The sequence below is a fragment of the Thermanaerothrix sp. genome, from assembly GCF_056331585.1.
The window spans coordinates 1-26,673 of sequence record NZ_JBWGPQ010000029.1; the positions used below are offsets into that span (position 1 = coordinate 1).

A 26,673-nucleotide genomic window follows, 5' to 3' on the forward strand; every position below is an offset into this window, starting at 1 on the left:
AGCCCTCCCATTCAGTCCAACGACCGAAGCAAGGTTCCTTCAGAGTGGTAAAATTATAATGCGAACGGCTTAATCTTATCTATCGGATTTCTTTTGTCGGGTTATCGAGAGGGTCTAAATGCCGCAATCCCATTCGCCTGCGTCACGTTGGGTAAACCGTATCGAAATCGGGTTAGAGCAGTGGGGGGGGTCGCTCATTGCCCTGCTGGTCGCATTGATGGGTGTGGTCAACGTCCTCTCGGCCCTCTCGCCTGCGTTGCATGCGCGCTTGCGAGTATTGGATCGGTTTATGGTGCTGGAGGTGCGCACCGGTAGCCGTCTGGCCGTAACCCTGGCTGGGTTCGCTTTGCTTTTACTGTCCCGCAGCTTGTGGCGGCACAAATATGCCGCCTGGGTGTTGACGTTGGGGGTGTTGATCCTCTCGGCACTAGGACATCTGCTCAAAGGTCTGGATTATGAGGAGGCCGGTCTGGCCGCGGCGCTGGCGCTGCTGCTCTGGCTACTTCGCCATCGCTTTCATGCTCGCTCTGACCCGCCTTCGGTGCGCCAGGGGATACAAGTGCTACTCAGTGCTTTCCTCTTTACTCTGGTATATGGAACGTTGGGCTTTTACCTGCTCGACCGTCATTTTCACACCCAGTTTGACCTTCCCGCCGCCTTGGTGCAGACCGTGCGCATGTTCGTGCAGTTCACCCCACCCGGCCCCGGGCCGGTGACCCATTTCGGACGTTATTTTCTAGATTCGATCTACGTGGTTGCGGTTACAACCTTCGGCTACAGCCTGTGGATGCTCTTGCGTCCGGTGGTGTTGCGCGCCCCCGCCACCCCCGCCGAGCGGGCGCGGGCCGCCGAAATTGTTGCAACGCAGGGACGCACGCCACTGGCTCGCCTGGCGCTGCTGAATGACAAGGCCTATTTTTTTACCCCCGGCGGTTCGGTGGTGGCCTTTTCCCTCCATGGGCGCGTTGCCCTGGCCCTGGGCGATCCCATTGGACCACCGGCCGACCTGGCTGACGCCATTCGGGCCTTTCAGGCTTTCTGCGCTCACAATGACTGGCTGGCTGCGTTCTACCAAACCTTGCCGGAGACCCTGGAAGCCTATGCCGCGGCCGGGTTTAACGCCTTGAAGATCGGCCAGGAAGCGCTGGTAGATTTAGTCACCTTCAGCCTGGAGGGGCGTGCTAATAAAGAATTCCGTAATGTCAAGAATCGCTTCACCCGCCTGGGGCACACGGCTGTGTTCCACCCACCGCCCCTAGACCACGCACTGCTGGAAGCACTACGGGCCGTCAGCGATGAATGGCTGAGCACACGGGGAATGGCCGAATTACGCTTTTCACTGGGCTGGTTCGATGACGAATACCTGCGTCAGAGCCCGGTGATGGTGATCCGCACCGCCGAGGGACGCATCAGTGCCTTTGCCAGCCTGATCCCTGGCCTCCCACCTCAGGGGGTGAGCGTAGACCTGATGCGCCACCGCCGTCGTACTGAAAGTGGCACCATGGATTTTCTCTTTGTCTCGCTGCTGGAATGGGCCAAGGGAATGGGATACGCTGTGTTTGACCTGGGCTTGAGCGCATTGGCCGGCGTGGGAGAACATTCTGATGATCCGGTCATTGAACGTGCTTTGCGCTCACTCTACCGCAACCTCGCGCGCTTCTACAACTATCAGGGGCTCCATGCGTTTAAAGCCAAATTCCGCCCGCGCTGGGAACCGCGCTATCTGATTTACCCCCAACCCCTGGACCTGCCGGCGGTGGCGCTGGCCGTGGTGCGGGCGCATGTGGGCACCTGGCGCGCGTTGCTCCCGGCTTGGCGCCACCCTCCCACAGCGGACATTATTCCACCCATTGAGGAACGTCCATCATGAGTCAACCCAATACCGCTACGTTGCAGGGATTGACCACAGCCGAAGCAGCAGACCGCCTGCGCCAATATGGGCCGAACGCCATCCCCGAGCCCAAACCCCAATTATGGCGCAACCTGCTGAAGAAATTTTGGGGGCCGGTGCCCTGGATGTTGGAGGTCACCCTCCTCATTGAGGTGATCCTGACCCATTATGTGGAAGGACTGATCATTGCTGCTCTTTTGGTCTTCAACGCGCTCTTGAGCACCTGGCAGGAAAAGAACGCCGCCGAGGCGTTGGCCCTGCTGCGCCAGGATCTCAAATTGAAGGTGCGCATCCTGCGGGACGGCGCCTGGCAGGTCTTGACGGCGGAACAGATTGTGCCGGGCGATGTCCTCCATATCCGCATGGGGGATATCCTTCCGGCCGATGTGCGCGTGCTCGAAGGTAACCTGCAAGTGGATCAAGCAGTGCTAACGGGCGAGTCGCTGCCGGTTGAGGTTGGCGTTGGTCAGATGGCGTTTGCCGGCACGTTGGTTCAGCGCGGCGAAGCCACGGTGGAAGTCGTAGCAACCGGCCTGCACACCCGCTTCGGGCGGGTAGCACAACTGGTGCAGGAAGCCAAGCACCCCAGCCAGATGGAACAGGTCATTTTCGGCGTGGTGCGGGCGCTCATTGCGCTGGATGGCGTGCTGGCCGTGGTCGTGCTGGGGTATGCGCTCTTTGTCCAACACTTTTCCGCGTTAGAGACGCTCTCCTTTGTGCTGATCCTGCTCGTGGCCTCGGTACCCATTGCCCTGCCGGCCACATTCACCCTGGCGACCGCGCTGGGGGCACGGGAATTGGCCCATGCAGGGGTGCTGGTCACCCAACTCGCGGCCATCGAAGAGGCCGCCGGGATGGATGTCCTGTGCTCGGATAAGACCGGCACCATCACCCAGAACCGCTTGAGCCTGGTCGGGCTTTACCCTCAAGCCCCGACGGATGAAGACACGCTCCTGAAAGTCGCGGCCATGGCCAGTGATCCGGCGACGCAGGATCCCCTGGATCTGGCCATCCTGGAAGCGACCCACCAGCGTCATCTGGAGCCAGACTGGGCGCAGCGTCGCAGCTTCACCCCCTTTGACCCGGCTACCAAGCGTTCTGAAGCCACCTTTGAGTCCGCGGGAACCACCTGGCGCGTGGTCAAAGGCGCCCCGCACGCGGTGGCAGCGTTATGCGCCGCGCCGCCTTCCGACCTGGAACGCCAAGTGGAAACACTGGCAGCCCAGGGTTTGCGCCTCCTGGCTGTAGCCCATGGTAGCGAATCGGCCCTTACCCTAAGCGGGTTGCTGGCTTTCCAGGATCCACCCCGCCCCGATTCCGCGGCGCTGATCGCGCAATTGAAGCATTTGGGAGTGCAGGTGATCATGGTCACCGGGGATGGCGAGGCTACTGCCCGGGCAGTAGCGCGCCAGGTGGGGATCGGCGAGCAGGTATGCCAAACCGCTCAACTACAGGCTGCGGCCGCCGACCCCAGCGCATGCGATGTGTTCGCCGAGGTGCTGCCGGAGCACAAATTCGCCCTGGTGCAAGCGTTACAACGCGCCGGACACGTGACCGGAATGACCGGTGATGGCGTCAATGACGCCCCGGCCTTGCGTCAAGCCCAAGTAGGCATTGCCGTGGCCAACGCCACCGACGTTGCTAAAGCCGCCGCCAGCCTGGTACTCACGCAGCCGGGCCTGGGGAATATCGTAGCAGCCATTCAGGTCAGCCGCCGCATTTATCAGCGTATGCGCACGTACACGCTGAATAAAATCATCAAAACCATTCAGATTGCTGGCTTCTTGAGCCTGGGGGTGATCCTGCATGGCCTGTTCGTGGTCACCCCCCTGCAAGTGATTTTGCTGTTGTTTGCCAATGACTTTGTGACCATGTCCGTTTCCACCGATAACGTGCGCCCCTCCCCACAACCGGACCGCTGGCAGGTGCGCTCCCTGGTCTCAACGGCGCTGGCCCTGGCCCTCCCTTTACTGCTGGCAACCCTGGGCATCTTCCAGTGGGGGTATGGCGTCCTGGGCCTTTCGCGCGGCCAATTGCAGACCTTGGCGTTTATCACCTTGGTGTTCACGGCTCAAGGGATGATCTACCTGGTGCGCGAACATGGCCATCTATGGGCTTCACCTCCCAGCCGCTGGATGCTCCTGGCTTCGACCGCAGCCATTAGCGTGGCCATCCTGCTGGCCGCCACGGGCACCTTGATGACCGCCCTGCCGTTATCATGGGTGCTAGTAGACCTGCTTGGGGTAATGGGAGTCCTATTGCTGCTAGATACCATTAAGGTGCTCCTCTTGGACCGCCCGCTGCAGACAGCCTGAGCAGAAAGCCCGTTGTATAACCTTTGTCACATAAATTGATAGATTTTGAGGGTGGCCTGTGGGTATGATAAAGCAAGCAAATCCCAGATGGCCTGATACAGGAGCCGCTTTATCGTTATGGACGTTTCTAACGGGACACCCCCGAAATTTTATGACCTGAGCCTGGAACAGCGGTGGCAATGGCTGCGTGAGCACACCGACTTAAGTTCTGAGGACATCGCCGCCCTCAGTGGGCAGGCCGGGTTGAGTGCCGAGCAGGCCGATCACATGATCGAGAACGTGGTCGGCACGTTTGCCCTACCGCTGGGCATTGCGCGCCATTTCGTCATCAACGGGCGCGAGGTGCTGGTGCCAATGGCCATCGAAGAACCTTCGGTGGTCGCTGGAGCGTCTTTTGCTGCCCGTCTGGCGCGCGCCGGGGGTGGGTTTACCGCCCACGCCACCGCCCCGGAGATGATCGGGCAGATGCAAATCCTCAACCTGGCCGATCCCCCCTCCGCCCGCCTGCGCCTGTTGGAAGCGCGCGAAGAATTGCTGGCCGCAGCCGCCGCGGTGGATCCGGTGCTGCAGCGCCTGGGCGGCGGTCCGCGCGATCTCGAGGTGCGCCTGATCGAATCCTCTCCCATTGGCCCGTTCCTGGTATTGCACCTGATCTACGACGTGCGCGATGCCATGGGCGCTAATGCCGTCAACACCGCCGTGGAACGCCTGGCCGGACGGGTGCAGGCGATTACCGGTGGCAAGGTGCTGCTGCGCATCCTCTCTAACCTAGCCGACCGCCGCCTCGCCCGCGCCCGCTGCACCATACCGTTGAGCGAACTCGCCTTTGGCGATTTCCGCCCTGAAGAGGTGCGCGATGGCATCATCGCCGCCTGGGCTTTCGCCGCTGCCGACCCCTACCGCGCCGCTACCCATAACAAGGGCATCCTGAACGGGGTAGATGCAGTGGTCATTGCCACCGGCAACGACTGGCGCGCCGTGGAAGCCGGTGCCCATGCCTATGCCGCGCGCAACGGGCGCTACACCAGTTTGAGCACCTGGGGCAAGGACGAACAGGGCAACCTGGTAGGCACCTTGGAGATGCCCCTGGCGGTGGGTATTGTCGGCGGCGCCACCCGCGTCCATCCGGCGGCGCGCGCCGCTCTGAAACTGATGGGCGTAACGACCGCACGCGAACTAGCCGAGATCATTGTTTCGGTCGGTTTAGCCCAGAACCTGGCCGCCCTGCGCGCCCTGGCCACCGAAGGCATCCAACGCGGACACATGGCCCTGCACGCCCGCCAGGTCGCGATTTCCGCCGGCGCTACCGGCGAAGAGATCGAGCGGCTGGCTGAGCAACTGGTGCGCGAAAATACCGTGCGCATTGATCGCGCCGAGGAAATCTTACGTGAATGGAGAGAGAAACCATCATGACGGAAGCCCTGGAATCCTCCTCTCATGCCCCCCTCAAGCCGGATCGTCCGGTGGGGATCATCGGCTATGGGGCGTATATCCCGCAATATCGCCTGCCCGCCAGCGAGGTCGCCCGCATCTGGAAGGGTGGCCGCGCTGCCACGCCGATCAAGGAGAAAGCCGTGGCCGGGCTGGATGAGGACGTCGCTACCATGGCCATTGAAGCCGCGCGCAACGCCCTCAAGCGCGCCGGCATCCCGGCCAACCACCTGCGCGCAGTGTGGGTGGGCTCGGAGTCCCACCCCTACGCCGTCAAACCCACTTCAACCATCGTGGCCGAAGCCCTTGGCGCTGTGCCCCACATTCAGGCCGCCGATTGGGAATTCGCTTGCAAGGCCGGCACCGAAGCCCTGGTCGCCAGCATGGGGCTGGTGGGCTCCGGTATGGCACGTTATGCCTTGGCTATCGGCGCCGATACGGCACAAGGGCGCCCCGGCGATGAACTGGAATTCACCGCTGCCTCTGGCGCCGCCGCTTATATCGTCGGCCCGGCCGAAGAAGCCCTGGCGGTGATTGAGGCTTCGTTTTCTTACGTCACCGATACACCGGATTTCTGGCGCCGCCCGGAGCAGAAATACCCGATGCATGGGCAGCGCTTTACCGGAGAGCCGGCTTACTTCAAGCACATCACCGCGGCCGCCCAGCACCTGCTCCAAGCCACCGGCCTTACGGCGCAGGATTTCCGCTACGCCGTGTTCCACCAGCCCAATACCAAATTTCCCCAGCGCGTGGCGAGCCTGCTCGGCTTTACCCCGGAGCAAATCAAGCCCGGGCTGCTCTCGCCCATCATCGGCAACACCTATGCCGCCGCTGCGCTGATAGGACTGGCAGCTACATTGGACGTGGCCCAACCCGGTGACCGCATCCTGGTGGTGTCCTTCGGCTCCGGCGCCGGTTCAGATGCCTTCATCCTGCGCACGACCGAAGCCATCATCGCGCGCCAGCCCCTGGCTCCGACGACCCAGACCTATATCGCCCGCCGCGTCGAAATTGACTACGGCACCTACGTGCGCTTCCGCGGCAAACTGGCGAATTAAAGGAGGGTAGACATGCGTGAGGTCGTCATTGCTGGCATCGGCATGACCCCGGTGGGCGAACACTGGGAAATCTCGCTACGCAGCCTAGCCTATCGCGCCATCCGCGCCGCCCGCCAGGATGCCGGTGGGTTACAGCCCGAAGCGCTTTACGTGGGCAACTTCCTGGCCATAGACACTTCACAACAGGCAAACCTGGCCTGCCTGATCGCCGATAACGCCGGGTTGAGTGGCATCGAGGCCATGACGGTCGAGGCGGCAGATGCCTCGGGCGGCGCGGCCTTTCACCTGGGTTTCATGGCCGTCGCCTCGGGCCTGGTGGACGTGGCCCTGGTCGTTGGTGTGGAAAAGTACACCGATGCCCCTGGCCCGGAGCAGGAAAGCGCCGTCGCCCAGGCCATGGACTACGACTACGAAGTCATGCCGGGGTTAACCCTGACCGCCCAGGCGGCGCTGGTGATGCAGCGCTACCTCTACGAGTACCGCCCGCCGCGCGAGGCGTTTGCCGCGTTCCCTCTGCTGGCGCACGCCAATGCCGTGACCAACCCCTATGCCATGTACCGCCGAGCGGTGAAGCGCGAGACGTACGAAGGGGCTGAGGTGGTGGCCGACCCCTTGCGCCTCTTCGACGTGGCGCCCTACGCCGATGGTGCCGCGGCGGTGATCCTGACCACCCCGGACCGGGCACGTGACCTGCCCCACCCGTTGGTGGCCGTGCGCGGCTCAATGGGGGCCATTGATACCCTCGCCCTGCATGACCGCCCCGATCCGCTGGCGTTTGAGGCCGCTTATCACTCCCTGCACCGCGCGTGCGAGATGGCCGGCATCGCGCCGGGCGAAGTGGATCTCTTCGAACTGGACGACGCCTATTCGATTTACGCCGTCCTTAGCCTGGAAGCGGCCGGCTTCGCCGAGCGCGGCCAGGGCTGGCAGCTCGCTGAAAACGACAACCTGAGCCTGCGCGGACGGTTGCCCATCCTGACCCTGGGCGGCTCCAAGGCGCGCGGCAACCCCTTGGGCGCGACCGGCGTTTACCAAGTCGTCGAGGCAGCGCTCCAACTACGGGGGGAGGCGGGGGCGAACCAAGTCCCGCGGGCACGGCGGGCGCTGGTGCAGAACCTGGCCGGCCCGGCCTCGAGCGCCTTTACTCACGTTTTGGAACGCTACACCGAGTGATGCGAGGTTTTGAGAGTCACCACCGGTGAAGTTGATAGGATTTGATAGATGGACGCCCTTAAAGTTGGATGGATTGTGATTAATGGAAAGGAGATACAGGTATGGAAATTCCGCGACATTGGCGCTTAAAACAACAGCGTTACGCTCTGGTGGGCGAGGTGTGCCCCCACTGCGATGAAAAGATCTTCCCACCGCGCGATGTTTGCCCGTATTGTGGCAACGAGGCCAAGACCCAATTTACCTTCAGCGGGCGCGGCACGGTCTATTCGTTCACCACGTTGACCGAAGCGCCGGCCGGTTTTGAACACGCCGCACCCTACACGGTGGCGCTGGTGAAACTAGAAGAAGGCCCGGTGGTGACTGCCCAGTTGACCGACCTGGGCGACCGCCCGGTGGAAATCGGTATGCCGGTGGAGATGGTCACGCGCAAGATTCGCGCCGAAGATGAGGCGCGTGGGGTCATCATCTACGGCTATAAGTTTCGCCCGGTGCTGAGCGAAGCCCACTAGCCTTCAAGTGTTTAATCCCAACCTTATAAGCGGTGCCCCCCATCGGGGGTGCCGATTTTATTTTAACGCCGGAAATTAAAGGCCCTCCAAGTGCCCAATATCGTCTATCTGGGTGGCCGTGAATCCCGCTTCGGGGGTAACGGCCACACACCCAGAGCAACAGCAGCCATCAATTGGGCTACAACCAGCCAACGGCTTCGCCTTCGGCGCCATCCGGTGCAATCCCGGTCATCGCCCGCAATGGGCGCAAGACCGCTTGTGCCCGTAGGAACTGGCTGTACTTGGCGGGCACGCGCCGCCATCCCATGCCAGTAGGGTTAGGAAGCAAGACTGGCATCATGCCGGTGGTAACGGTACCCTGACGCCGACCAACCCCCATTCCACTTCCCCGGGGCGGCCCGAAAAACTGGCCACCCCGGTTTGAATTCAACCCGAAAAATCCGCACGGTCAACCCCTACGGCTTAAACCGCACCTCCACCGTCATCCCCCACCGTAGGCGCGGGTCGGGGGCACTCAGGCGGATGCGCACAGTATAGACGATATCCCCGCCTTTGGTGCTGAACTGGTCGCTGATGCGTTCCACCGTCCCTTTCAGGATCACTTCAGGCAGCGCATCCGCCACCACCTCGGCTTCCTGCCCTATCTTGATGTTGACCACGTCCGTTTCGCTCAAATCGGTGGTCTCCACGTAAAGGGTATCGAGGTCAGCCAGCAGGATGATGGGTTGGTTGGGCATCACCGATTCGCCCGCCGCCACCCGCACCTCCACCACCGTGCCGGCGAAGGGAGCTTTGAGTTCCAAACTATCCAGGCTGGCCTGGGCGGCAGCTACCTGTGCCTCGGCCTGGCGCAACTGCGCTTCAGCCAGCGCCAGGTCGTCCGGGTCAGGGCCGGACTGGCGCTGCTCGTAGGTATGCCGCGCTTCGGCTAAAGCCGCCTCGGCCTCAGCTACCGCCGCACGCGCCTGCTCCAGGCGGTTGTTCAGCCGATCGTAGTCGCGCTGTGCCTTCTCCAGGCGATCCTGGGCGCTTTCCAGGCGATCTTCGGCGCGCTTGCGGGTGGGGTTATCCGGATCAAGGTTCTTGTACTTATCCACCTCTTCCTGGGCATCCTTGACCTCATCCTGGGCTTTGGTCACATCTTCCCAGGCACGGTCAAGTTGGTCCCGGTAGGCATCGGTATCCAGGTTATCCAGGGCTTGCTGCGCATCTAGCAACGCTTGCTCGGCCTGGGCCACAGCCTGACGGGCTTGAGCAGCTGCCAGGTCGGCGGTGCGTTTGAGGTCATCCAGATGCTGCTGCGCCTGCAAGCGGGCCAGTTCTGCCGCGGCCAGCGCCGCTTCGGCCTGCTCCCGATCCCCCAGGCGGACCAAAACCTGGCCGGCTTCAACCCGCTGGCCTTCTTCAACCAGCACCTCATCCACCCGCCCGCTAACCCGGAAGATCAGCCAAGCCGAGTCGCGCGGCACCACCCGCCCCTCGGCAATAATCCCATCAGGACGGCTGCTTGAGGCTGAGACAGTTGGTACAGGGGTGGGTGTTGGCTGGCTCAAAACATTACATCCACCCAGCATGCCCACCAGGATAAGGAACAGGGCAAAAAGTCCCCACACACGTTTCGCGTTCATCTCTAATCCCTCCACAGTGGCGTTATTCATAGGCCAAAACCTCCCGGATGGTCAAACGCACGGCGGTACGCGCCGGCAGCAGGCTGGCGATGATGGACAGCACAATCGCCACCCCCAACCAAGCCAGGAAGCCGGTGGGGGTGTAGGCAAAGAGAGCCGGGGCGTTGAAAATCGCCTGGCTGATGACGTTGGAGAGCAGACGGCTGATGGGAAAGGCCGCCAGTGAAGCCAGCACCCACGACATCAGCCCGATCAACACGCCCTCCACGATCACCAACAAACGAATTGTGCCATCCGACGCCCCAATAGCGCGCATGATGCCGATTTCGCGCGTGCGTTCCATCACATTCAGGCTCATCGTCCCCGCCAGGCCGATGCTTCCCACAGCCGCCGCCAGGCCGGAAAGGATGAGCAGGAAGTTGGTCAGCACATCCAATCCTTTAGCGGTCTTTTCCAGCACCGAGAGCCCGGCGCGTGCCTCGCTGACGTGATAACCGCGTGCTTTCAGGAAGGCATCCACCCGCCGCGCCAGGTCCTCCTGTTCAGTTAAGGATAGATTGGGCCGATCGGCGGCAACACGGAAGAGTAACCCCCGCCCGCTCTGCCCCAATTGACGGCTCAATTCAGGATAGGGCACGTAGGCCATGTGCCCCAGGTTCTGGCCGGCCAATTGGAGAAAGCCGACCACCACCCACTCGCGCTCGCTACCGTTAATCCGCAGGCGCAGCGTATCCCCAACGTGCAGGTTGGGCAAGGTGGCGCGAAAGCGCTCGTTGACCACCAGCACGTTGCGGTCACCTGCTTGCAGCCAGCGCCCCTCGCGCAGAATGGGAGTGACCAGGGTGGTTTCAATCGGGACGCCGATCAATTGTACCGTATCCAGCACCTCATCATCCGCCCCCATCAGGTCAGCGCGGGTGTATGCCCAACCTTCCACATGCCCCACCCCTGGCACCTGGGCCAAATCGTTCTGTACGCGTTGAATACGTTGGGGGGTTTCAAAGGTGAGGTTAACATCCGCCAGGAAATACCGCGAGAGTTGCTGGATATAGCGCTCAATGGCAGCCTGGGTGTTGAACGTGGCGATGAAGATAGCCCCGCCCAGCGTCAGCGTGGTCAGGGTCAGGATCAGGCGTTGGGTGCGGCGGAACGTATTGCGTAAAGAGATCAGCAGAGGGCGGGGCAAGCGACGGAAGCGCCTGTGCAGGCGCTCGATCCAGTGCGGGCTCTGAACCGTTTCACTGGGACGGATGCCGCTGATAACCTCGTGGATGCGCACACGCACCCCGTGCAGGATCGGCAGTAACGCCGCCCCCTGCGGCACGGCCAGCGCCAGCAGCACCTGGACGATGATTGCCAGCGGCACAATGCGAAAGCCCTGCAATTCCAGGTTGATGCGGTCGGCCAGGTAATCCAGAAGCACGTAGGAAAAGCGCGCCGAGAGCGGCAATGCCAGGAGCAATGCCAGCACGCCGTAGATCAAAATCAGCACCTGGTAAATCCCCGCCACTTGCCAGCGCCGCGCGCCGACCAGTTTCATCACCCCAATCTGCACCATTTGCTGCGCCAGCAGGGCGTTGAGGGTGTTGGTGATCAGAAAACCGCTCAAAAAGACCACCAACGCCCCCAGCACAAACAGCACCCCCACCACCGCATCCACGTAGATACGGTTGGGATGATTATCGGAGGTGCGTACGGCCGAACTGAGGATCACCACGCCCTCACCTTCCACCTCACGACGCACCTTTTGAGACACCTGGCGAATCGTCGCCTCGTTCTCACCCCCTTCAACCGTCACGTAGAGGGTGTTCCAGGTCTCACTCTGTTCCAGCCAGGGCAAGGTAGCCGGGGTGATATAGCCCTGGGGTGCGGCCAAGAAGAACCCGCCGCCCCCAGCCGCGGCACCCAGCGTCAAATCCTTGACGATGCCCACAATGCGCATGCGGCGGGTTTTACCCGAGGGTAACTCCACCGTGATCTCATCCCCCAGCCTCGCCCCAATCTCACTCAACTTGGATTGCTCAACGACCACCTCTTTATCGTCCGGCGGCCAGATACCCGCTAATGGGTGGACGCGGTTGATGGGCTGCATTTCCATATCGGGGATGGCGTTGAAATCCATCGGGATCCAATCCCCGGCGCGGGTTTGCACCCGCAGGCTGACCCGGTGCACCCCCAGCGCATCGGTCACCCCCCTAATCCCTTTGACTTGATCCACCAGGTCATCCCCGAACGGGGTGGTCACCAGCATGATGTTAGCCGGATGGACAGCATGGTAGCCGGTGACCATATCTTCCGCAATCACGCGGTGGTTGGTGATCAGGATACCAATGGCAAACAAGCCTACAGCAATCGAAAGTACCACCAGGATGGAGCGCCCTAAATTACCGACCAGATCACTGATCACTTTACGCCAACGTGGTCGCATCATGCCCGCCCTCCCCGATAGGATTGCAACGCGGTCGCAACGTCCGGAGCGTCCTGGCGCAACCGTTCCCAGGTGCTCTCGTCCCACTGAAGGACCCGAGCGCCCTCTGGCCCGGCCCGGAAATGCCCGGCCTCCTCCGGGCGCTCAAACAGGTGCCATGCCCCAGCGGTGAGCGGCTCTAGATGCAGCCGCAGTCGCGGACGGGGGGTTACCGGCTGCAAACGCCCCTCCAATACCAGCACCCCACGGCTTGGGGGCAACTCTGCCCCCGGCGGCAGGCGCAGATCATGCAGGTGGCGGTTGAGGTGGCGCATGGCAGCGTGGCTCAGGTGCGGCCAGGTTGCCACAATGGCCGGATGGATCAATTCACCATCTGAAATGACCAGGACGCGGTGGGCTTGCTGCGCCAGGCTGAGGTCATGGGTAACCATGACCAGGGTTTTGCCGTGCGCTACTAAATCGGTGAAAATTGCCATCACCTGGGCAGCCGTGCGTGAGTCGAGGTTACCGGTGGGCTCATCCGCCACCAGGATGGGCGGGTCGTTGGCCAGCGCGCGGGCAATTGCAGCGCATTGTTGCTGCCCTCCCGAGAGGGCAGCCGGCAGTTTGTGCGCCACCTTTTCCAGCCCCACCATTTTCAGCAAGTCCATGGCGCGGCTTTCACGCTCGGCGGGGTCGTAACGATTGCAGAAATCCATCGGCAACATCACGTTTTCTAGCACCGAGAGCATCGGCAGCAACTGGAAAAACTGGAACACAATGCCCAAATTATGCCCCCGCCACACCGAAAGCGCCCCTTCACTCAGGGTGTTAAGCAGGGTACCGTTGACCCGTACCTCCCCCCGTGTGGGGCGGTCTATGCCGGTGATCATGTTAACCAGGGTGGATTTACCGCTTCCGGATTTGCCGGTAACGCTGACAAACTCGCCGGCCCGAATACTCAGGTTGATGTTTTTCAACGCCTCAAAGGTGCCCGAGGGCATCTTAAACACCTTCCAAACGCCTTTGAGCCAGATAAGAGCCTCTTCGGCACCGGGTTGGATAAGAGCACGTGTAGGGGCAGCCAGGCTCATACCACCACCTCCCCTACCCCAATGCCGTCTGACGGTCGGGCACCAGCCGTCCATCCGCGATCCACACCACGCGCGAGAAGCGTCGTTCCAGGCTCAGGTCATGCGTGACCATCACAATGGTTTTGCCGGCAGCCACCAAGCGCTCAAAGATGCGCAAAATCCCTTCGGCCGTGCCCGAATCCAAGCGCCCGGTTGGTTCATCCGCCAGTAGGATGGGGGGATCGTTCGCCAGGGCACGTGCAATGGCCACCCGTTGCTGCTGTCCACCGGAGATGGCCGCCGGCAACTTGTGAATATGGTCTTCCAATTCCACCTGGCGCAGTAAATCTCGCGCCCGCTCCACCGACTTGCGTCCCTGCCACAGACCACAGAAATCCATTGGAAGCAGAACGTTTTCCAAAAGGGTCAGCGTGGGCATCAGCAGGAAGCTCTGGGTGATCACGCCCAGCGTACGCCCACGCCACAATGCCAGGCGATCCTCATCCAGGTCGTGCACGCGCACCCCGTTGACCACCACCTCGCCGGCGGTGAGCGCATCAATCCCACTGATCATGTTGAGCAGTGTGGTCTTGCCCGCGCCGGATTTGCCGATGATACCGATAAACTCACCCGGGTAAATGTCCAGATCAATGCCATGTAAGGCCCAAAAATCCCCCGCTGGCGTGTGGTACGCCTTTTTCACCCTGCGCAGGGTAATGATGGGCTGTGCGGTGATTTCTACCACTGAAGCCGTGGGAAGGACAGATGACATAGCCATGATACCCCAAAAATCAACCCATGAAAGACGGTGTCATTCTATGATAAAATAGACGGTGTGTAGAATTATAGACACAATGTCTATATTATATGCCGAAACCTCAGACTGTCAATCATCCTCCCTCCGACCTGCCACCGCCGGAAGTGAGCGAACGGCGCCCCGACCGGCGGGTGCAGCGCACACGTCAGCAGTTGCGCGATGCCCTGCTCACGCTGATTCTGGAGCGCGGCTATGATGCCATCCGGGTGGAAGACATCACCGCGCGCGCCAACCTGGGACGGGCTACCTTTTACCTCCATTACCGGGACAAGGACGCGCTACTACTGGATAGCATCCAGCAAACGGTGGACGACTTGCTGACCCAGGTGAGCACCTTTGCGCCACCGCGCCTGGAAGCGGGTTCAGAGGCCGCCGCGGCCTGGTTGCGGCGGGCGATTGCGCTGGTCTTCGAACATGCCGCAGGAAGCGCGACCCTCTACCGGGTGATTCTGCGCGGTGAGGGCACCGCCGCCATCTCCCAGCGCATCCACACCATGATTTGCCAGGCGGTGATTGCCTATCTGGACGCTCACCGCCCGCAACAGGCGCCCCCCGTTCCGGCGGAGGTGCTCGCCAATTACTTCGCCGGGGCATTGCTGGGATTACTGACCTGGTGGTTGGAGCACGGCATGCCCTATCCGCCTCAAAGCATGGCGGAGATGTTTTTCCGCTTGTTTTATGAGGGGATTGGTCACCTGACCCTGCCACCCGTCTTGCCAGAGAGGTGAGCCCGCGCCAACTGCGGTCCATTAAGGAACAACGCACTCCAGTTTGGAGAAAAAGGGAGTATCCTTAAATAATATTCCCACAAATCATGAATCGACCGCCGCCTTTGTCCTGATGAATTTTCCGCCCATCCCAGAGGTGCCCGAGATCTTTCGGCATCCGTCGTTTGTGATCCTGCGCGGGTGTTACTGCGGCCCGGTAGAACAAGATGAAGCCCTGCGCCGGCCCTGGCGGGAATGGCGAACTCCACAGGGTGGATGACTTTAAACTCACGTCCTTTGCACATGCGGCCGCGATCAGCAACGACCCGGTTGACCCCCTTCCTGCCCATACCAGCGGCGCTTGGCTCCGCACGTTACACGACGAAGGTCGTCGAGGCCCTGATCCAATACCTCCTCCCCAACCGGGTACCACCGTTGCTTATGTTCAGTGAGGTCCGCCATGCGGGAGGCGCCATTTCGGCTGTGGATCCGAGCACAACAGCCTACAGCCATTGCGAAGCACCCTATAGCCTCCGGGCAGTTGGTGTTACACCCACCCCGGCAATTTGCAACCAGGTCGCCCGCCATATCCCATCCCTCAAGCAAGCGCTGACCCCGCATCTTCGTGAAGGCGTTTATCCGAACTTCCTGGAAGGTGAAGAAGCGCGCGAACGCACCCCCCCAGGGCTTCTCGGCGGAAACCTATGTGCGCTTGCAGAGACTCAAAGCCAAGTACGACCCGCAGAACCGGTTCGGGTCTAGTTTCGCCATCCCACTGGCTTGAATCAGGTTGGGCATTACCGCCACCCCGAGGCGCCTGTGATCATGGTAAAGGAAAGGCTCATTTAGCGGGTCGGTTTCAGGGCTCACCCCATCGGACTTCCAGGCGGGGGCGTCCCTCTGCATTCCAATCGCCCGTATCGGATGAGACAAAATACTTGCCGCTGTGGTAATTCGAATCCGCCGAATAGAGGATTAACCGCAACGGTTCCCCGCGCGCATAGGCTTTGGCTACCGCATAACTGATATCCCAATGACGAGCCACACCAGGCCAACCTGGATGCGCCGTAAGCGGTTCCACCCAGTTGCCACCGATATTTTCATCCGCGAGCGGTGCGTTGTTCCAGGTGATATTGTTTTCCCCCCAATCCTGCCGGGTGGTGAGTACCTGAATCCAGGATGAGTGAGCTTGCCCCGGCCCGCCTGAGTTGCCGAATTGATGCAACGTCAACGTTGCGGAAACAACGACTTTGTGGCGCGGCACATCGGATAGCGGAAAAGTGATGTAATACTTAGCAAAACACGGCCAATCGGCCACATCAGATTGATTCTGCACATTGAAATCTGGGGCTTTTCCGTAATTGCGATTGCCCCATTCGTTCCAGATGTGATACTCATCGCCAGGGCACTGGTTTTCGATGGCTGCGCCCACATCCGCATCCGGCACCAGCGGGCTGTTTTGGGTAGGGCGACGGATCGTCACACTCCCAGCTACCGGTCGGTTAGATATATAGGACGGCAGGTCAAAGGTCAAGAAACCCCAGCAAGCCGGGGTATGCGTGGCAGCAATCGGTGGCCAGGATTGATCGCCGACGGGTGGACCGGCAAGGGAGTCACGATCGTGGACAATAACGGCCATTCGCCAGGTTTGACCAGACGTGGGCGCCAATACCCCCAAACTATTGAAAGGAATGGTAAAACCCATTGCCCAGCCGCGGTCGTTTTCGCGGTCATCATTGAGGGCATTTCCCCGCCAACCCGGCACGGCGTCGAAGGGGATGTTAGTTCTCTGCCAACCGCTGGCACTGCCCCGATAGACCGCACGATGGGCAGGGCTTGGATCACGACTGAGTTGAGCAACGAAACGCCAGGAAGACGTTGAAAGGGACGTTCCGCCACTCGTATCTAGGAGTAAGGTCACCGCATCCCATTCGGTTAAACGCTCGGCAGATGGACTCACATCATACCAGAGCGAACGATCAAAGATTGCCAGATATACATATAAGCGATTGGAGTTATAGCCCACACGGATATCGGCATAGTTTTTAGAGGGCGTTACTTGCCCAAACCAGGCAATCGCGGTCTGTCCGAAGTATTCTTCAGGAATATTGCTGGTAGCCGGAAACTGAGGGACGTTAATGCGTGGTAGCGTTTCTTCTGCGCAATAATCGCGCAGAATTAATGGCAAGTACACCGATTGATTTTGCGGTTGTGGATTTTGTGCCGCAGCCCATGAAGCCTGCAAGATCAGCGCGGCGAATAGTGTCACCACGATTATGCCTTTTAGCCATTGCAACAAGGTAAACTGAAACCTAAACCGAAACATCAGATTACCCCAGCGTTACCGGTCACCGATCACGGTGATCTGCTCTGGTTCTCTCACATAAATGACCGGACCACCTTGATACCACTCGATCTGCCCGCGTACCTGTACCCGCTGCCCGGCGCGGTAAAGAGTATCCGGTGGTTGACCGAATGTGCCCCAGTTATCTTTCATTATTCTCACCACAAACTGACGCTGATGGGGTTCAACGAAGGACAGGTACACGGCTTTGCCATTATTGAACACCCGCACCAGTTGTCCCTCGACTGTCACTACATGACCAGCGTACTGCGCTGCCTGTTCGTAGGAAATCGGCTCGTTCAATATCGGGGACTCGGCGGGCTGCTCGGATTCAAGAGAGACAAAATCAGATGGGAGTGCGTTGGGTGAGGGCGTGCCGTGTTCTAGCGCCACTACAGCCCCGTCCGTGCTGACAAAGTAGATGGTATTATTGCTGACCACCCAGGTGGCATACTCGCTCCAGTAGCGATCATACACCTTGCCTTCTTTCCAGTAGATGTAAAAGCCGCCCGGCCAGGTGCGTGTGTTGGACAATCCCACCGAACAGTAGTGGCTGGCCAGAAACCCGCTGTTGCAGACATCTCGATCTTGTGAGGTAGCAATGTGGGGCAGATCATTCACGAGAATAGGGTTGGTCGTGGTCGCTCCGCGGGAAGGCGAGCGGTCGGTAATCTGATGGGCAATGCCGGCCTCCCAGTGTCCGGCCAAAATCATGTTACCCGCCACACTGATAAAGGCTTGCTCGTCGGTTGGGAAGAAAGTGTTTTTCATGAAGCGAACATCGCCAGCCTGAAAACCGCTGACCGTCTGATCATCCAACAGCAATTCGCCGAGGTGCGAATCCCAGCGCGGATCGCATGGATTTTGCGGACATGGGCCTCCTCGCACCACGATATAGGCAATCTCTTTCCCATCCACACGAGCAATTGCCGGCAGCGGCCCCATCGGTAGATAATTGCCATCGCCAAAACCACCGTTGCCCACGTTGGGGATAAAAGCCTCAGATCCATCGCTTAAACGCAGGGCAAATAGGGGCTGATCGGCACGATTACTTAAGAAGAATTGGCGAATTCGGCTGTTGGTGGTTAAAACGTTGGGGTCGAAATTCCAAAGGGACTGCCAATCCAGCCGGTAGCGGATCAGCACCAGCCCGTGCTGTTCGGCAATCACGGGCCAGCCGTTTTTGACCTCGGCATAATTGGTATCACCATTGGGGTCACCGGTTTGTAAAGGGGTGGGTTTAACCCGCCAGCGGCGGCTGCCATTGTTGGCGTTGATGGCGTGGACGTACAAATCACGGCTAGCAACCACAACCGTCTGGGTGGAGGGGGAATAGGCTGGCGGGGTTTCGACCGGCGAGCCAGCGTTGTACTGCCAACGTACGGTCAAACTCGTGCGGTCAAGCGCATAAACCTGCTGGCCCATGCTGAAGTAAACTGTATCCTCCCACAAGGCCGGTGGAAGGGGGAGCTGGCTGCTACTACCACTGTTGAACTGGTTCAAGACTTGACCGTTAGAGGCACTCAAACGATACAATCGCCCGTTACTGGAAACCACCAATAGCGCATCGCTACGCAAGTCATAGGCCGGGCTGGAGTTGACCGTGCCAATCGCAACTTGATTCCATACCATTGCCCCATTAGTGTTATTGAGCGCAAAGACGCCCCGCGAACCGGCTGAAATGTAGACCCGCCCGCCGCCCGTAATCGGCTGGCTGTTGCGCGGTAAGCCAAACTTGCCACTAGAGACCTTGCCCAAAGCGTCTGACCCGTTCCAGATCCACTTCAACCGCCACGGGGTCGCCACCACCTGCTCGGTGAAACTGGTGCGCTGGGGATCATGGGCAAACTGCGTCCACTCCGAAGATGTACCGTTAGCAATCAACGGCAGATAAAGCGACGTTCCGCCAACTTGCAGCCTCATCGCCGCCTGACTCGCGGAAACCAGAATTGAAAAGAGAAAAATGCCTAGAACGATGGCTGTTATTAGCCGAATGAAGGAAAAAGGCTTGGGTGGGGAAATGGTCAGACTCCTTTTCGATTCGTTGCGAAGAAGTAAAACGTTTGGGCTTATTAAGATTATACATAAGGACGTTTGTTGTTAGCTTAACCATTTCGTTAAGTAAAAATTACGTTCCCGCAGTCACCTTTGTAAAGCCCTTCTTTTTTTGGCTAGTGAAGCCCTGCCGGGAACTCTAAAACAGGGGGTTTTAATATGACTTTCCAAATTTGGTGTTATTATGAAGAATAATCTTGTAAAAGGAGGTGTTAAATGTCCCAAAAAGGCCGTGTGATCGAAATCACCGACCCACCCTTCATCCAGCATCTGTTCGGCAGCCCATCGTGGGCCTGGCTGTGGCTGATTGTGCGCGTGTACGTCGGCTATACCTGGCTGACTTCCGGGCTGGGTAAACTGGGCAACCCGGCCTGGACCCAAACTGGCCTGGCGCTGAAAGGGTTTTGGCAGAATGCCGTGGCTGTCCCGGAACCCCCAGCGCGCCCCCCGATTGCCTTTGAGTGGTACCGGGCTTTCATTCAAAGCCTGCTGGATGGGGGGCATTACGTCTGGTTCGCTAAACTGATCATCGCAGGTGAACTGCTGGTCGGCATAGCCCTGATCCTGGGTGCCTTTGTCGGCATTGCCGCCTTCTTTGGCGCCTTCATGAACTGGAACTTCATGATGGCCGGCACCGCCAGCATCAATCCGGTTTTGTTCACCCTCTCGATTTTCCTCATCCTGGCCTGGAAGACGGCGGGATGGTGGGGCCTGGATCGCTGGTTGTTGCCGCTGCTGGGCACCCCTTGGCGCCCTGGGCGGGTGTTCGCCAGGGCGGGCCAGAGCGCCCCAGCCGCGGGGAACCCATCCTGAGCATGGCAGCCTGCGGTAGGGTGAAAAACACCCCTGGAGCGCGGATGACCAGGGGTGTTTTTATCCTTCTTTGTGGCCTGGGTTCAGGCCGCCAGAATGAACCCCAACGCCACCAGCACCGGCGTCACCAGGTTTAGGACGACGTTTAACCCCAGATAGGGCATCAGATGGGGCAGATCGTCGGCGTAACGCAGGACACCCCGGATCACGTGCGGGAGTAACACCGCCGCCAGTAGACCCAGCAAGCTGGTCGCGGGCAACACCCCACCCACTACCCCGGCCACCACAGCGAGGTAAGCCAAGCCAAGGAACAAGGCATAGATCACAGCACTGCGCCGGCGTCCCAGGGCAATGGGGTAGTGATGACGCCCCACACTACGATCCGCTTCCACATCCGGGAACTGATTAAGCAGAAGCAGGTTATTGACCAAAAAGAACGGCACCAGTGAAGCCACCACCACCGCCGCCGAGAGGCTGCCCCCCAGCGCCAGGTGCGTACCAATGACCATTAACGGGCCGAAGCCCAACCCCGGCGCAATCAGGCACAGCGCCGGCAGTCGGGTAATGAACGGGGTGTAAGTCACAATGACCAGCACGCCCAGGACGCCGATCAGCGCCAACAGCCACCCACGCAGGGCGACAAAATAGGCTCCAATCAGGCTGAGCACAGCCAGGCTGACCAGGCCAATCCGGAGCGCAGCCGGGGCGAGATTGGGCTGCTGCGGGAGGGTGCCGCTGCCTCCGCTAAACGGCGTGCGTTGGGTGCGCAGGTCGAGCCCGGTTTTGTAATCCACATACTCGTTCAGAGCGTTAACGGCAATGTGCGCCGCCAGCGCTGCGATCAGCACCAACACTACCTGCCCACCGCTCAGGTGGCCGGTTTGCCAGTAAGCCGTTGCCACGCCCAGCGCCACACAGGCCGGGGTGAGCAATAGAAAGGGAACGCGCATCGGGCCAAGCAGAGATTTCAACGACAGCATATGCAATCTCTCCCAAGGTTGAGATAGATGATTGGTCGCAAGCGCCTAAATCCTAGCCAATAGACGCGGATTCGTCAAGGCGGCGTTCAAGACGCCGCCGTCTGAGGGGCCGAAGCCGATTCGGCGGGCTGGGGAAGCGGTGTTGTTGCGCGCAAAAAGCCAGCAAAGAGCAGCACTGCGCCCAGAAATTCGCTGAGATAGAGCGCACCGGAGATGCCCAAGCGGCTGAAGGTGCCCCCAAAAGCGGGCATCAGGGCACCGATGGCGATCAGCACATTGCCGATGGTGCGATGGAGCAGCACGCGCTTGCGCCAAAAGAGCCAGGCCGAATAGGCCGCTCCCCCCACCAGGAGCACCGTCCCATAAAGGTTAAAGAAAGGCGTGAGGGTGCGTACGCCGGGGGTGACGATGGCGCGCCCGCTCAATTCGCTCCCGGTGTGCAGCCCGCCCGACATGAGCGCCGGGTCGAGTTCGGCGCCAAAGACGCGCACCGCCCCGTAAATCGAGCCCAGCAGGAGAAGCGCCATCAAGGCATGCGCAACGCCGCGGCGGCGGATCAACAGATAGGCCGTTCCCTGCCCCAACCAGGCTGCCACCAGCATCGCGCCGAAGAGATACCACAGACGGAAGATCAACGGGTTCCAACCCAGGGCGCCGTAATAGCCTTCGCAGAAGCCGCCGATGGCGTAGAACAGCATCCCAATCCCCCACAATAAATGATGCGCGCCGCGTTTGCGCCTAAAGCGACGCAGGACCAATAGGGCAAAGACCAGGCTAACCGCACTGGAAAGAAACGGTAACACGGTAGTGAAGACGTTCATACCATCCTCCAATAAAAATTTGGTTTACAGCCACCCCAGTAGTACGGCCAGGATGACCCCAGCAGAATCAGAATCGCCAGGCTGATCAGAACAAGAAAAACCGGGATGGCTTTCTCCCAAAAGCGGGGATACGTGTGACGCGAGGTTGGACGTGAGGCAAAACGGCGTAAGCGGGTTTTCACAGCCCCAATTATGACGCAAGCGGATTAAGAGGATATGAAAACGACGCATAATTGGGTAACCTGGTTAATAACATCATTGGTAAAATAAAAAAACGGAATTTCCGCAAAAATCATGAGGTCAAGATGAGTTTGTTACAACAACTTGGGATTGTAAAAGGTGACGGACAGGCTGCGGCTAAAGCATTTGAAACAATCATGCCCAACTTCTTTGAGGTGATCTACAGAAGCCCTTCTGAATACATTCGAAAGTTTTGGCAACAGTATATTGCAAGATTTGGTGAGAGCGATCGCAATCGTAATGGCAAAGTTTTTGAATATCTACTAACCACACTTCTTTTGCGCGAACGTCTTTACCCCCTTTATTTGGGAGCCCAGGTTACCTTTGTTCCCAACGTTATTTATGACTTGTTACTCTATTCCAATGAGAAAGGTCCTATAGTCCTGAGTGCCAAAACTACACTGAGGGAGCGCTACAAGCAGGCCGATCTTGAAGCGTTTGCACTAAAAAATGTACATAGAAATTCGTTGGCACTTCTAATTACCCTCGATAACTCGGAGGCTGAGCGTCTAAGCAGAAAAATTGAAAAGGGAGAGGTCCTTGGGCTAGATAAAGTTGTGGTAGCAACGACGTCCGATATGGATAATTTGATCGAAGAATTGAAATACTTGACTTATATTGAAGCGCCGCGGATCGAAACTGTCACGGGCAGATGCTTATCAGAAGCGCTGATAGATAGCGTAAGCAGAGGAAACCTTGGGTAATATCTTTTACACTAATAATGAGATTTCTATCATCCAGGACGATACATTAACCACCACCCTTATCCCCAACGAATCGGTGGACTTAGTCGTTACGTCTCCTCCTTATAATGTAGATATTCACTACAACTCTCACAAAGATAATTTATCTTATGAAGATTATCTTGAATTCAATCGCAAGTGGCTAGCGCGTGCTTTGGAATGGCTCAAACCGGATGGGAGATTATGTCTGAATGTTCCTTTGGACAAAAACAAAGGTGGTCAGCAAAGCGTTGCCGCCGACTTAACTCATTTGGCTAAGCAGCTGGGGTTCAAGTACCATGCCACCATTATATGGAATGAAGGGAATATCTCGCGGCGCACGGCCTGGGGTTCTTGGATGAGTGCCTCAGCCCCTTATGTTATTGCACCTGTAGAAGTGATTCTAGTGCTGTACAAGAGATCTTGGAAAAAACAGACTCATGGAGAATCAGATATTACCCGTGATGAATTTATTGAGTGGACCAATGGATTATGGACATTTTCGGGTGAGAAGCGATCTAGTGTAGGCCATCCCGCACCTTTTCCGGTAGAATTGCCTCGCCGTTGCATCAAGCTTTTTAGTTATGTAGGAGACACGGTGTTGGATCCTTTCCTGGGCAGCGGCTCAACGTTGATTGCCGCCCATACTTTGCGCCGCAAAGGCATTGGTATTGAGATAGACCCATCTTATTGCGCGTTGGCGCTCAAGCGCCTGCGCCTTGAAGCCCATTTAGACCAACCCGGTCTTATGGTAACAAGTTCCCCGTGACGACAATGAGCAACTCTGGAGGCGGTGATGGAGACTTATCCCATTCCTATGGTGCCGGGGCCGGTGCGCGTGCCCCCTGCGGTCTTAGCCGCCATGCAGGTGGATTTTGGTTCCGGCGACCTGGAACGCGAGTTCCTCGACCTCTATAACCAGACCGAAGCCAACCTGCAGCAAATCTGCGCCACCCGTAACCGCATCGTGATCCAAACCGGGGAGGGAATGTTGGCGCTGTGGGGGGCGCTCAAAAGCACCCTGCGCCCGGGTGACCGCGTGCTGGCCTTGGCGACCGGCGTCTTCGGTTATGGCATTGCCGAGATGGCACAAGCCATTGGGGCTGAGGTAAAGATCATTGGCTTGCCCTATGACGCCACGCTGAACAACTGGGATGAAATCGAGGCCGCGATCATCGAATTCAAACCCAAGATGATCACCGCCGTGCACTGCGAGACGCCCTCGGGTACGCTCAACCCGCTGGCTGAAGTAGGACGCCTCAAAGCCAAATACGGCGTTCCCCTCTTTTACGTAGATGCCGTTTCCAGCATCGGTGGTACCCCCGTGGAGGTGGATGCTTGGGGGATTGACCTGGCGTTAGGCGGTTCGCAGAAAGTGCTCTCCGCCCCACCGATGATGGCCTTTGTGGCTGTCAGCGAAACTGCTTGGGAGATCATTGACCAAGTGGATTACGCCGGCTACGATGCCCTGAAGCCCTTCCGCCACGCCCAAGCGCGCTTTGAGTTCCCTTATACCCCCAACTGGCATGGAGTAGCCACGCTTAAAGTCGCTACGGATATGCTGCTCCAAGAAGGGCTGGCAAACGTCTTTGCCCGCCACGAACACGTGGCGGCCTACTGCCGCCAGCGCCTGCAAGACCTGGGCCTGCGCCTGCTGCCGCGACCGGAGGCTATCCCGGCACCGACCGTGACGGCCGTGTATGTGCCAGAGGGTATTTCCTGGCCGGAACTGGATGCGCGCTTCCGCCAGCGCGGGCTGGTGGTGGGCGGTTCCTATGGGCCGCTAGCGGGCAAGGTCTTCCGCTTAGGGCATATGGGCAGCCAGGCCGATCTAGCGCTGGTCACCCAGGCGCTGGAGGTCATCGCGGACGTGGTGCGCGGGCTTTAGGCCGGCGGATCTTCGTCCCACTGCGCCAGCAGCCCCGGCAATGCGCTCAGGCGCTCAAGACGGGCGTCAGGCTGGACCAACACCGGGGTGAGCGGTACGATATCCGGTGCCAAGTGGCGGGTAAGCCAAACCCCGCGCATACCCACCTGCTGTGACCCCCACACGTCCGCCCACAGCAGATCACCCACCATCACCGCCTGCGCCGCCTCAATCCCAAAGCAACGCAGGGCATGGGTGAAAATGTCCGGGTGTGGCTTGCGCCGCCCCACCTCAGCCGAAACGATAACCTCGTCCAAATAGGGCTGCAGCCCGGCTTTTTCCACCAGATGATGCACATCCGCAGCATCCCCGGCATTGGAAATCACCCCCAGGCGATAACCCACCCGCCGCAAGTGCTCCAGCGTGGGCACGGCCTCCTCATCCGGCTGCCAACACGCCTCCGAAGGGGCATAGAACGCCGCCAGCGCCTCGCTCAGGTGCGCCGGCGTCGCCTCAATTCCCCACCCTCGGAGCGCCTCGTCCAAAAGTCGGGCGGTGGGGATCTCGATCAGCACCTGGTCGCGCCAGCCATAATACTGACGCAGCCGTTCCAGGAACGTTCGCTCAAACATGGCAGGGGGCTCAATCGTATACCCACAGGCGCGCAGGACATCCCCCATCGCCCGAGCACCGGCGCTCAAGGCGTCATTCAAATCGCCGCTATAGAACATGAGCGTGTTACCCAGGTCAAAAAAGACTACCGCGATGCGTCGCATGCCCGCACTCACAGTACAACCTCAATACCCCCGTTGTCCCTGGTAACGATTGAGCAAAACACCGCCACTGAGGTAACGGTGCAGGTTTTCGGCAAACAGTTCCACCGCCCGCTGCAGGTAATAGCGACTCACACCGGCAATATGGGGGGTAATGATCACATTGGGCAGTTTCCAAAATGGGCTATCGGCGGGCAGGGGTTCTTCCGGAAAGACATCCAGGGCGGCGCCGGCGATGCGCCGTTCCTGCAACGCCTCCAACAACGCTGCGGTATCCACCACCCCACCGCGGCTGACATCTACTAGGTAAGCCGTGCGCTTCATTGCCGCCAGGGCTTCGGCATTGATGATACCCCGCGTTGCCGGTGTCAACGGCAGGCAGATGACGACAAAGTCGCACCCGCGCAGCATCGAGGTCAAAGCCTGAATGGGATACAAGCGGGTGAAGAGGTCGCCACCGGGGTCCCCCAGCCCGGGGCGGGTGTAACCCTCATCCTCGGGGTGCATCACCTCGCGCTTGGTGGCCAGGACGGTCACGCCAAAGGGATGGAGCAAGCGAGCGATCTCCCGTCCTATGCTGCCGTATCCCACAATCCCCACCGTGCTGTCGCGTAGTTCCAAGGGTGCCAGGCGCTCCCAGCGGTCGCCGGGCCACTCGGCGCGGCGTTGCAGGTCAAATACCTCGGGCAGATGATGCCCCAAGGCCAGCATCATCATCACGGCATGCTCGGCCACCTGTGAAGCCGCGGCGCCGCTGAGCGTGGTGAATTGCACCTCGGGCTTTTGCACCAACGGGGCATGGATCAGATGATCCATGCCCGCGTAATGAACCTGTACCCAGCGCAGGTTAGGGGCCTGCTCCGGCACAGGAAGCACCGAATCGGTATAAAGCACTTCGGTCTGTGCCCACAGATTGGGTGGAATGTCCTCCGGACGACGCGCCGGATGCACCGTCAACCGCAAACGGGGGGAAACCTCGCGCAAAATGGTCACCAGAGGCTCCGGAAAGGCAACTGTGATCAACACATTAACGGGCTGGGTGGCCATGG

The 26,673-nt window shown here is 59.4% G+C and carries 24 protein-coding genes; 13 read left to right on the forward strand and 11 right to left on the reverse strand.

What is annotated here, in order from left to right:
- The first annotated feature begins 118 nt into the window (after positions 1-118).
- The 6 genes from AC01YT_RS10125 to AC01YT_RS10150 all read left to right on the forward strand — a co-directional run bounded on the left by AC01YT_RS10125 (position 119) and on the right by AC01YT_RS10150 (position 8,377).
- A complete protein-coding gene (locus AC01YT_RS10125) occupies positions 119-1,870 on the forward strand; it encodes a phosphatidylglycerol lysyltransferase domain-containing protein (RefSeq protein WP_476675110.1) in 1,752 nt (583 codons plus the stop codon).
- Complete coding sequence (locus AC01YT_RS10130; protein WP_424912823.1) at positions 1,867-4,206, forward strand: plasma-membrane proton-efflux P-type ATPase; 2,340 nt, start codon at positions 1,867-1,869, stop codon at positions 4,204-4,206. The genes AC01YT_RS10125 and AC01YT_RS10130 overlap by 4 nt, the downstream gene beginning before the upstream one ends.
- A gap of 117 nt (positions 4,207-4,323) precedes the next feature.
- Positions 4,324-5,619, forward strand: coding sequence for a hydroxymethylglutaryl-CoA reductase, degradative (locus AC01YT_RS10135; protein WP_476675113.1), 1,296 nt, complete (start codon positions 4,324-4,326; stop codon positions 5,617-5,619).
- The gene (locus tag AC01YT_RS10140; protein ID WP_476675115.1) at positions 5,616-6,695 is read left to right on the forward strand and encodes a hydroxymethylglutaryl-CoA synthase; all 1,080 of its coding nucleotides are present in this window, start codon (positions 5,616-5,618) and stop codon (positions 6,693-6,695) included. The genes AC01YT_RS10135 and AC01YT_RS10140 overlap by 4 nt, the downstream gene beginning before the upstream one ends.
- A gap of 12 nt (positions 6,696-6,707) precedes the next feature.
- Complete coding sequence (locus AC01YT_RS10145; protein ID WP_476675116.1) at positions 6,708-7,868, forward strand: thiolase C-terminal domain-containing protein; 1,161 nt, start codon at positions 6,708-6,710, stop codon at positions 7,866-7,868.
- A gap of 101 nt (positions 7,869-7,969) precedes the next feature.
- Positions 7,970-8,377, forward strand: coding sequence for a Zn-ribbon domain-containing OB-fold protein (locus tag AC01YT_RS10150; RefSeq protein ID WP_476675118.1), 408 nt, complete (start codon positions 7,970-7,972; stop codon positions 8,375-8,377).
- Positions 8,378-8,555: 178 nt separating this feature from the next.
- Here AC01YT_RS10150 and AC01YT_RS10155 read toward each other — a convergent pair whose 3' ends face one another.
- The 5 genes from AC01YT_RS10155 to AC01YT_RS10175 form a co-directional block, all read right to left on the reverse strand.
- The gene (locus tag AC01YT_RS10155; protein ID WP_424913827.1) at positions 8,556-8,756 is read right to left on the reverse strand and encodes a hypothetical protein; all 201 of its coding nucleotides are present in this window, start codon (positions 8,754-8,756) and stop codon (positions 8,556-8,558) included.
- A gap of 76 nt (positions 8,757-8,832) precedes the next feature.
- Positions 8,833-10,005, reverse strand: a complete 1,173-nt coding sequence (locus AC01YT_RS10160; protein WP_476675121.1) for an HlyD family secretion protein — start codon at positions 10,003-10,005, stop codon at positions 8,833-8,835.
- Positions 10,006-10,027: 22 nt separating this feature from the next.
- Positions 10,028-12,436, reverse strand: a complete 2,409-nt coding sequence (locus AC01YT_RS10165; protein WP_476675123.1) for an ABC transporter permease — start codon at positions 12,434-12,436, stop codon at positions 10,028-10,030.
- On the reverse strand, positions 12,433-13,506 hold the full coding sequence (locus tag AC01YT_RS10170; RefSeq protein ID WP_476675125.1) for an ABC transporter ATP-binding protein: 1,074 nt from the start codon (positions 13,504-13,506) through the stop codon (positions 12,433-12,435). The genes AC01YT_RS10165 and AC01YT_RS10170 overlap by 4 nt, the downstream gene beginning before the upstream one ends.
- 13 nt (positions 13,507-13,519) lie before the next feature.
- On the reverse strand, positions 13,520-14,263 hold the full coding sequence (locus AC01YT_RS10175; protein WP_476675127.1) for an ABC transporter ATP-binding protein: 744 nt from the start codon (positions 14,261-14,263) through the stop codon (positions 13,520-13,522).
- 89 nt (positions 14,264-14,352) lie between these two features.
- Here AC01YT_RS10175 and AC01YT_RS10180 point away from each other — a divergent pair, with 89 nt between their 5' ends.
- The 3 genes from AC01YT_RS10180 to AC01YT_RS10190 all read left to right on the forward strand — a co-directional run bounded on the left by AC01YT_RS10180 (position 14,353) and on the right by AC01YT_RS10190 (position 15,793).
- Positions 14,353-15,030, forward strand: coding sequence for a TetR/AcrR family transcriptional regulator (locus tag AC01YT_RS10180; protein WP_476675129.1), 678 nt, complete (start codon positions 14,353-14,355; stop codon positions 15,028-15,030).
- A 112-nt stretch (positions 15,031-15,142) separates the two neighbouring features.
- Entirely contained in the window at positions 15,143-15,289 is a 147-nt protein-coding gene (locus AC01YT_RS10185) for a hypothetical protein (RefSeq protein WP_476675131.1), read from the forward strand.
- A 426-nt stretch (positions 15,290-15,715) separates the two neighbouring features.
- On the forward strand, positions 15,716-15,793 hold the full coding sequence (locus AC01YT_RS10190) for a BBE domain-containing protein (RefSeq protein WP_476675161.1): 78 nt from the start codon (positions 15,716-15,718) through the stop codon (positions 15,791-15,793).
- A gap of 75 nt (positions 15,794-15,868) precedes the next feature.
- Here AC01YT_RS10190 and AC01YT_RS10195 read toward each other — a convergent pair whose 3' ends face one another.
- Together AC01YT_RS10195 and AC01YT_RS10200 are read right to left on the reverse strand one after the other, a co-directional pair.
- On the reverse strand, positions 15,869-17,281 hold the full coding sequence (locus tag AC01YT_RS10195) for a DNRLRE domain-containing protein (RefSeq protein WP_476675133.1): 1,413 nt from the start codon (positions 17,279-17,281) through the stop codon (positions 15,869-15,871).
- A 69-nt stretch (positions 17,282-17,350) separates the two neighbouring features.
- Positions 17,351-19,276 carry an outer membrane protein assembly factor BamB family protein gene (locus tag AC01YT_RS10200; RefSeq protein ID WP_476675135.1) on the reverse strand — a complete coding sequence of 642 codons (1,926 nt, stop codon included), beginning with the start codon at positions 19,274-19,276 and terminating at the stop codon, positions 17,351-17,353.
- Positions 19,277-19,624: 348 nt separating this feature from the next.
- Between AC01YT_RS10200 and AC01YT_RS10205 the strand changes: the two genes are divergently transcribed.
- Complete coding sequence (locus AC01YT_RS10205; RefSeq protein ID WP_476675137.1) at positions 19,625-20,221, forward strand: DoxX family protein; 597 nt, start codon at positions 19,625-19,627, stop codon at positions 20,219-20,221.
- An 83-nt stretch (positions 20,222-20,304) separates the two neighbouring features.
- On the opposite strand, the gene AC01YT_RS10210 is transcribed toward AC01YT_RS10205, so the two are convergent.
- The gene (locus AC01YT_RS10210) at positions 20,305-21,201 is read right to left on the reverse strand and encodes a prenyltransferase (protein ID WP_476675139.1); all 897 of its coding nucleotides are present in this window, start codon (positions 21,199-21,201) and stop codon (positions 20,305-20,307) included.
- A gap of 86 nt (positions 21,202-21,287) precedes the next feature.
- The gene (locus AC01YT_RS10215; RefSeq protein WP_476675141.1) at positions 21,288-22,022 is read right to left on the reverse strand and encodes a hypothetical protein; all 735 of its coding nucleotides are present in this window, start codon (positions 22,020-22,022) and stop codon (positions 21,288-21,290) included.
- 305 nt (positions 22,023-22,327) lie between these two features.
- Between AC01YT_RS10215 and AC01YT_RS10220 the strand changes: the two genes are divergently transcribed.
- From AC01YT_RS10220 to AC01YT_RS10230, 3 genes are read left to right on the forward strand one after another with little or no spacing between them, the layout of a single operon-like run.
- Positions 22,328-22,966 carry a hypothetical protein gene (locus AC01YT_RS10220; RefSeq protein WP_476675143.1) on the forward strand — a complete coding sequence of 213 codons (639 nt, stop codon included), beginning with the start codon at positions 22,328-22,330 and terminating at the stop codon, positions 22,964-22,966.
- A complete protein-coding gene (locus AC01YT_RS10225) occupies positions 22,959-23,753 on the forward strand; it encodes a DNA-methyltransferase (RefSeq protein ID WP_476675145.1) in 795 nt (264 codons plus the stop codon). The genes AC01YT_RS10220 and AC01YT_RS10225 overlap by 8 nt, the downstream gene beginning before the upstream one ends.
- 27 nt (positions 23,754-23,780) lie before the next feature.
- Positions 23,781-24,872 (forward strand): pyridoxal-phosphate-dependent aminotransferase family protein, encoded by a 1,092-nt coding sequence (locus tag AC01YT_RS10230; RefSeq protein ID WP_476675147.1) that lies wholly within the window; start codon positions 23,781-23,783, stop codon positions 24,870-24,872.
- Here AC01YT_RS10230 and AC01YT_RS10235 read toward each other — a convergent pair.
- Complete coding sequence (locus tag AC01YT_RS10235) at positions 24,869-25,627, reverse strand: HAD family hydrolase (protein WP_476675149.1); 759 nt, start codon at positions 25,625-25,627, stop codon at positions 24,869-24,871. The two genes, AC01YT_RS10230 and AC01YT_RS10235, sit on opposite strands and share 4 nt — an antisense overlap.
- 21 nt (positions 25,628-25,648) lie before the next feature.
- Entirely contained in the window at positions 25,649-26,671 is a 1,023-nt protein-coding gene (locus tag AC01YT_RS10240) for a D-2-hydroxyacid dehydrogenase (protein ID WP_476675151.1), read from the reverse strand.
- Positions 26,672-26,673 lie beyond the last annotated feature (2 nt).